Genomic DNA, 7822 nt, shown 5'->3' with positions numbered 1-7822 from the left:
AAAGAAAGGTTTTATGTCGACTTCTCAATTTGTATTTATATAGCAAAGATTCTAAAACTATCTTAAGACTATAACATTTTAGCTTGTTGTTTACGATTTTCTACATAATGTTGAAAGATCCAAATGGTTACAGTTAACCAAAAACAGCTTGCTAAATAGCCTCCTAATACATCACTTGGATAATGTACACCAAGATAAATACGGCTTACTCCAATTGCTACCGTCATTATTACGCTGATAAGAATTAAAAAAATACGTCCAATTCGCGTAGTGATATGACGCCATAGTAAAAATGTAAGCACGCCATATAAAGCGAACGCTTCCATAGAATGTCCACTCGGAAAACTATATCCACTTTCCTCGATAAACCGGTGTAGTGTTGGACGAGCACGTTTAAACATAAATTTTAATACTTGGTTAAAAACTGCTGTACCCATAATAACTGTTACAAATAATATAAGCTCTGTACGATGATGTAATACTTTGTACAAAAAAAAGAGCGCAAGGACGGAAATAACAATAACGACAGATGTAGATCCAATCGTAGTAAAAAACTTCATAATTTTTGTCATTGTCGGCGATTCAAACCCTTGAATAAACGATATAACAGTGTTGTCAAATTTTGTGATCTTTTGTTCGCCAATTAAGATTGCTATTAAAGCAAAACCCATAATTGAAGCTAAACTTAAAAAGAATGCACGTGTAAATTGTAGTTTTAAATTCATGTTGATTTTACTCCTAAAAAATTATTATTTTACTTTCTAGTTACTTGATTGTACCCATCCCACTAATTTTAACACGTACTTTAACATTTACATCGGCCTTTGCTAATGATTTTTCCCATTGATGTTGAACTTTTTTCCAATCCTCATATGTATAAGCCCGTGCATATAATCCTAACCCTATAGGATCAATTTCGGCAATTTGTATTTTCTTTATTAAACGTTGAAAATCAGTTTTTAACTGTTTTTGAATTTTTTGTTCCAATGTCATCCCATCATTCCTAACATTAAAAGGAAACAATCGTTCTGAAATTAAAATTCTCATATGTACGTTTATATTAAAAATAAAACGATCCTTGTATTGTACACTTGTTTTTACTTTGGTACCTTCAGAAATAAAACTTAGCCAATGCTTATCTTTACTGTTAGATTGTAACGGTACTGCAATGGTAAATGGAAATTCCCCTTCTATTTTATTCTGCAGGATACGTAACAATTTATTTTCTTCGGGGGTTATAGTTAGTTTGTATCTATTCTGTTCATCAAATAATGCGGAACCTGTTAACTTTATATCGCTATTCTTTTTAATGGCAGAAATACTCGTTGTCATTCCTTTTTCTTTCGTTTGATTATGAAAATCTTGAAGAGTCGTTTTTACTGTAATATTTCTTCTATGTGCTGTCTCAAGTAATTTTGCCAAATATACAGGAAGACGCGGTTTATTTTTAGGAGAATAATAAATTATGTCTGAAACAGGACCATCCACAGCAACGATTTTTGTGGTTACGGTGTTTTTTGGATCCCGATAGAAAGGATCTAAATAATCTGCCCACTTCTTTTGTTTTAAAAGTCGCTTTCCAATCAAAATAATTTGTGTCTTACTTCCCGATGTCAAAGCCATAACCATTGTATCAAATTTTTCTCGAGAGTTTCGTACCGTAACGGCTTTTACACCGTATTGTTCCTCCTTGATCTTGGCTTCTTTGTTGAAAACAGGGCTTGATAAGTATACTTTCAAATTATCATTTTCGTCCAAATCTAAACCGAGTATCAGTGTGAGTGTGACATCTTCAACGTTCATTTGGTCCAAACACCCAGTGAGCAAAAGAATTGGTATTAAAATACTGCACAATATTTTCGGTTTCAATGTGTTTCCCTCCGAAAGTATTTTTTGTATATCAAATTATATACCCATAAAAAAATAGGGAATAAATAGGCTAATCCAAGCCCTGCTTTCGATATGAATTTTTGAAACATTTCTGATTCATTCCAAGAAGGGTGAGTCCAGAACGTTACTACAACCACTGCTAATAAGAAAATAGCTACATGAAGAGTATGATCTTGTTTTCCAATTAATTGACTAGAACAAAATACAGCACAATATAAACTAGGAATCCATGCTGTAGAAACAACAAGTAGATAAATAGCCAATAAGATCATATCAAATCGTTCTAAAAAACGAAATTCAATGACTTTAAGTAAGTTCAGTACTGGTTGATTAAATTCTATAATTGCATCGGGACTAAAAAATATAAAGCAAACAACAGTTGCAAACAAATAAAAACAGACTGTTAAGGTGTTAGCTATAATAATGCCTCTCGTTGCATATTGTTTCTTTTGTAAAAAAGGGTACAGAAAAAATGCAATTTCAAATCCTATAAAGGAAAAAATAGTAGATGGAACAGCTGCAAACACAGGTCTCCACCCTTCTTTCAATAACGGAAGAAAATGTAACAAATTACCATCTTTTAATGGTATGAAGAAAAATATTGGAATCCACATCGTCATATAAAAGACTAACTCACAGTAACGCCCTATAATCCGGACGCCATTACGGGCAACGAAAAAGGTTGGAATAGCAAACAAAAATAAAATGATATAATCCGAGGTTTTAGGAAGAAGCCATCCTTTGATGTAAAGCATTCCACCGATGAGAACTGTCCATGCGTAAAAACCAAAATAGATCATATAAAAAGCAATTACCGTTTTACCAATCATTTTCCCAAATAATCGTATAAGAATTTCATATAAGGTATCATTCGGATACTTCTTAGCCGTTTTAATTAGAAAAACACTTGCTGTTATAGAGCAAAACCAACCAATGAATAGCGCTATCCAGCCATCTGTTCCGGCCTTTTCCGCAAGTACCCTAGGAAGGGATAAAACACCAGACCCTACTTGTGCTGCATTAATTGTAAAAATATATTGCATGACAGTGATATCATTATATGCATATTTTTTCATATTTTCACCCTTTATCAGGATTATTTTTGTTGTGATTTGTCGTAACATTTTTAGAATCGTTCCTCATTAACCACAATGGAAATCGAAAAAACGTATCCTTCATACCTGATAATCGAAAAGGTGCAAGCGGACTTCCATAAGGAGTTCCTAATGATTCTAGACTTATGAGATGTGCAATTATAGTCATCCAACCGATAACAATCCCTACGACTCCAAACAAAGCTGCTAATAACATCATGGGAAATCGCAATAACCGAATCGCTAAACCCATGTCATAGTTAGGAACAATAGCAGAGGCTATAGCTGTAACCGCAACAATAATAATCATGATATTACTCACAATTCCCGCTTGAACAGCAGCTTGTCCGATGACAATACCACCTACAATTCCTACAGTCTGGCTAATAGGAGTAGGTAAACGAAGAGCAGCTTCTCTCATCATTTCTAAGGTCATCTCCATAAGTAAAGCTTCTATGACTGGAAGAAACGGAACTCGTTCTCTTGATTCTGCAATAGATAAAAAAAGCTGCACAGGAATCACTTCAAAATTAAATGAAATAAACGCTACATATACTGCTGGTAAAAATAAAGCAATTAAAAAACCTACAAAACGCAATAATCGAATAGCGGAAGCAACTAACCAGCGTGTATTATAATCATCCACACCTTGAAAAAATGAAATGAAATTTGTAGGAGCAATTAATACATTTGGGCATCGATCCACGATAATAACAAATCTGCCCTGAAGAATTTGGGATACAGTTGCATCTGGCCTTTCAGTTAACATGAACTGTGGAAACGGCGAATAAGGATTATCTTCCATAAATTCGATTAGTTCACCCGTATTAACAATCGTGTCTACTTGAATATTTCGAATTCTATTTTCAAGTTCCTCCAGTACTTCTTCGGAAGCCACATCTCTTAAATATAAAATAGATGCTTTCGTTTTTGCCCTACTGCCAATTAAAATCTCTTTTAATACTAATTCTCGGTTAGGAATATATCTCCGTATTAAGGCTATATTCTGACTGGATGTTTCTACAAATCCCTGGTGAGCACCTTTCAAAGAAAGTTCATTCCCAGTATCTGTAATATCTCTTTGTGGCCACCCTTTAGTATTTAGTCGATATCCTTCTTGGTTATCAATAAGTAAAATACTATCTCCCTCAAAAATGGCATTTTCAACTTGCTTCCACGATGTATTAATTATTTGAATTTCCCCTATTGTGACAGGTAGGTCTTTACTAGAATCGAACGAGTTATGTATTAAGGGATTTAAGATATCATTATGAATGGATTGTTTATCTACTAAGCCCGATAGATATACTAAAGCAGCTTCTGATCCATTTTTAAATTGAAATCTCCGAATGACTAAATCCGGGGCTTGTTGGAAAATCTGCTGAAGTTGATTTATATTTTCTGATAAATCAGAACTGAGGTTATAATTTTCTATATTTTCTTTTTGAAGACTTGTATTTCTATTCTCTGGACGATTCATAAAATAACGTCCGTTTTTTAAGAACTTTAAAAAAGTAAACACGCTTTTTACTCCCTTCGAGAAGAGTATTCCAATATTTTTATTGTGTATATTTTAGAAAGATTTATTCCATCATCCAGCATAAAGTGAAACTTTAATCAGTGGGGATTTTCTTCATCCCCTACTGATTGTTTGCCCTCATCAATCGGGCCTTTACGGTCAAAGGACTATTTCTTATCCAATCTCACTTTACACCTAAAGGAGTAGGCTTTCCCGTTCGGAAAATCTGTAAATAAAAAGCTTTGCAAAAAATCTTGCAAAGCTTTTTATTATTGCCCCTTATTCTTTTTTCCGAAAAGACTGAATATATTAATTTTCGGGTCTACAAATAGGAAGAGTGATATCAATTGTTGTTCCTTTATTCACTTCACTTTCAATACATATCTTTCCTTTATGTGCTTCAATAATTTTATAACAGATCATTAACCCTAAGCCAATTCCCTCTTCTTTAATACTATAAAAAGGTTCTCCAAGATATGGTATACGCTCTTTAGGAATCCCACATCCTTGATCAATAAAACGAAGACTTATTTGATGATTATCAAGTTTATTGATTTGAATCAAGATTTCTCCTCCCTTTTGCATGGATTCAATTGCATTTTTTAAGATATTAACAAATACTTGCTTTAATTGATTTCCTTCACAAGGTATCAATGGAATATCAGATGTAAAATCTGTTCTGATTTGTATATTATTCATTATTGCTTGAGGCTCAAGTAGCATTACAACTTGATCAATTAAAATACTTATATCATTAGGTTGTATCTTTACTGCTTGTGGTTTGGCTACTACCATAAATTCATTCGTAATACTTTCTATTCGCTCAATTTCTGATGATACGACATTTATATAACGAAGACTATTTTCATTTTCCGTTGTTTTTAGTAATTGCATAAATCCTTTCATTGCAGTTAAAGGATTTTTAATTTCATGAGCTATTGCCGTAGCTAATTGCCCAACGACAGCAAGTTTTTCAGATTTCCGTAATAATTCTTCTGTTTTTAGTCGGTCCGTAATATCTCGAGAGATACTTAAAAAAACTTCTTTTCCATTCAATTTAAAAATACGAATACTAAACTCCGTAGTTATTTTTTTTCCTGTGTTAAAAACATATTCTTCTTGTAAGGTGAAAGAACGTTTCCCTTCTTTAATTTTCTCCGCTAATCTTCTGAAAAACGGAGAATTTCGAGAAACAAGATCAAAAAATGGCGTAGTGAGAAATTCGTTTCTACTGAGATTGAACCTTTCACACCCAGTTCGATTTACTTCAATGAATCGAGTTGGAAGTCGCTCTTTATCCAATTCCACTACGTATACCGCATCAGTTGCCTGCTCAAACAATGCACGGTATTTCAATTCACTTTCTTGTAATTGTTGATGTAATTGATAGCGTTCTCTTTCTGCTTGTTTTCTTTCGGAAATGTCTCTATATATTGCTGATAAAGCTATCACGTTTCCCCTTAAATCTAGAATAGGTGAAATTGTCAAACTTACATCAACAAGGCTTTTATCTTTTCGTTGTCTAACGGTTTCTAATCTAGTAATTGTGGATTCACCAGACAGAACTTTCTGGATATTCCGCGAAGATTCTTCCATTAAAAAGTCAGGTACACTATCTGATTTTTTTCCTATGATTTCTTGTGCTGACCGACCAAACATCTCCTCATAAGCTTTATTAACTTGTAAAATATTCCTTTCTCGATCAGATATAATAATAGCATCTACGTTATGATTTATAAATGATTCCAATCGTTCTTTCGTTGCCCTTAATTCACATTCCACCTTTTTCCTTTCGGTTATATCAATTATAGAGCCAACAACCTCAATAACTTTTCCATTTCGTTTAATTGGCCTAAGCGCAACGAGAACAATGGTTTCATCATTTGGCCAAGGAATTTCAAATGTAATTTCTTTCCCTTCCCATGCTTGTAGATAATACTTCAGCAGTTGAGGAACTAAATGGGGCGGGATAATGGAAGAATCTATGGTACGTAAACTTTTTCCTACCACTTGTTCAGAATAAAATCCATTTTGATAATAAAATTGCCCCTCACACAAAGTATGTATAAAATGTGTATCCACTTTTATAAATTTAAAGATCCCGCCTTGAAGTTCATGTACAGTATCTTTGAGTTCTTGCTTCGATTCTTCTAATTTTTGATTCATTCTAGATAAATCTTCTGTTAAAGAATATAATTTTTGATAAGCTTCAATAAGAAAAATCCCGATTAACAGTCCCAAAGCCATAAATAATAAGCCTTGAGCGTAAAGAATGTTAGATACTGCATGAGGGATGAAGAATTCGCCTACCAACCGAATTATAGCCATGTAAATAGCCAAATAAAGAAAAGTGCTTATAAAATGATGTGAATTTTTGGAATATGTTTTAATAATAGTAAATATAATGCCCATTCCTAAAAAAGCAACCACGGCTGGTTCGCAATATCCATCCATATAAAAGACACGCATTATAATAATACTGATTAATGTAATCCAACCAGCAGTACGCCCCAAATAAACAAACGATAAAATAAGAGGAACAACCCGAAGGTCATAGTAGAATCCCATGTATTTAAAAGAAAAGAACATTAAAATAACAGCACCGATTCCTCCGTATAACTTTGTGAAGAATGGCCTGGACTTAATTACAAATACTTGGATGAATATAGCAGAACTAGCTAGGAAAGCAAAAATAGAAAGATTAATAAAAAAGTCTTTAATAAACATGCAATGTCCCCCCTTATTTCAAACACATTCGACAAAAAAGAAGAAAATCCTACAAATAATACAAATCCTATTTCTTTTTGGTATAGTACTTCCTAATAAGAATAAATCCAACATTCATAAAACACAATATCAGGAACAAAAAATAATGCCTATGAACTTCTTATTTCTTTTGGATCATTTTTAGGTTTTGAAAGTTACGTGTTTGCTACTGATAAAAGTGTCTTTATGTACATCAGTAAAATAAATGTCGTATTTATTAGAATTTTGTCTTTTTTTGTTGCATTATTGTATTTTTAATGTTAGACTTATAACTACAAAGAAGGAGTAAACAAAATCACTTACCGTTTTGATTTTTCAGAATTTTTAGTTTTGTTGTCTATCTAATTTTACTGAATTGACATGTGTATCTGTTCTCCACTCTTACTCTTTCTTTGTTGTACCCTATAACAAGAAAACAACTTGTCCTTATCCAAGTTGTTTTCTTGTATAAACATTTAGTTTATTCTTCGATAACCATTCAGACTTCTTTGATTTATTGAATCAAAGGTCGAAGCTTTATCAAGACATTCTACACAAAAAAATACCTATTTTT

Annotated in this window: 5 protein-coding genes; all 5 read right to left on the bottom strand. The window is 32.9% G+C overall.

The window, feature by feature from the left end:
* Positions 1-68: 68 nt before the first annotated feature.
* The 5 genes from COO03_RS21870 to COO03_RS21850 all read right to left on the bottom strand — a co-directional run bounded on the left by COO03_RS21870 (position 69) and on the right by COO03_RS21850 (position 7230).
* A complete protein-coding gene (locus COO03_RS21870; protein ID WP_230322527.1) occupies positions 69-725 on the bottom strand; it encodes a phosphatase PAP2 family protein in 657 nt (218 codons plus the stop codon).
* Between the two features lie 40 nt (positions 726-765).
* The gene (locus COO03_RS21865) at positions 766-1869 is read right to left on the bottom strand and encodes a Ger(x)C family spore germination protein (RefSeq protein ID WP_097899157.1); all 1104 of its coding nucleotides are present in this window, start codon (positions 1867-1869) and stop codon (positions 766-768) included.
* Entirely contained in the window at positions 1866-2966 is a 1101-nt protein-coding gene (locus COO03_RS21860) for a GerAB/ArcD/ProY family transporter (protein ID WP_097899156.1), read from the bottom strand. Before COO03_RS21860 ends, COO03_RS21865 begins: the two co-directional genes overlap by 4 nt.
* Positions 2967-2970: 4 nt before the next feature.
* The gene (locus COO03_RS21855) at positions 2971-4506 is read right to left on the bottom strand and encodes a spore germination protein (protein WP_373605263.1); all 1536 of its coding nucleotides are present in this window, start codon (positions 4504-4506) and stop codon (positions 2971-2973) included.
* Between the two features lie 306 nt (positions 4507-4812).
* Positions 4813-7230: a PAS domain S-box protein gene (locus tag COO03_RS21850; RefSeq protein WP_097899155.1), complete on the bottom strand. Its 2418-nt coding sequence runs from the start codon at positions 7228-7230 to the stop codon at positions 4813-4815.
* Positions 7231-7822 lie beyond the last annotated feature (592 nt).

Origin of the sequence: Bacillus sp. AFS098217 (genome assembly GCF_002551815.1) — a bacterium.
Classification (GTDB): Bacteria; Bacillota; Bacilli; order Bacillales; family Bacillaceae_G; genus Bacillus_A.
The sequence above is the reverse complement of the archived record's forward strand: the minus strand, read 5'-3'. Positions and strand labels throughout refer to the sequence as shown.

Excerpts from the sequence above, each read along its gene's own strand:
- COO03_RS21870 (WP_230322527.1), bottom strand. The coding sequence starts at position 725 with ATGAATTTAAAACTACAATTTACACGTGCATTCTTTTTAAGTTTAGCT.
- COO03_RS21860 (WP_097899156.1), bottom strand. The coding sequence starts at position 2,966 with ATGAAAAAATATGCATATAATGATATCACTGTCATGCAATATATTTTT.
- COO03_RS21850 (WP_097899155.1), bottom strand. The coding sequence starts at position 7,230 with ATGTTTATTAAAGACTTTTTTATTAATCTTTCTATTTTTGCTTTCCTA.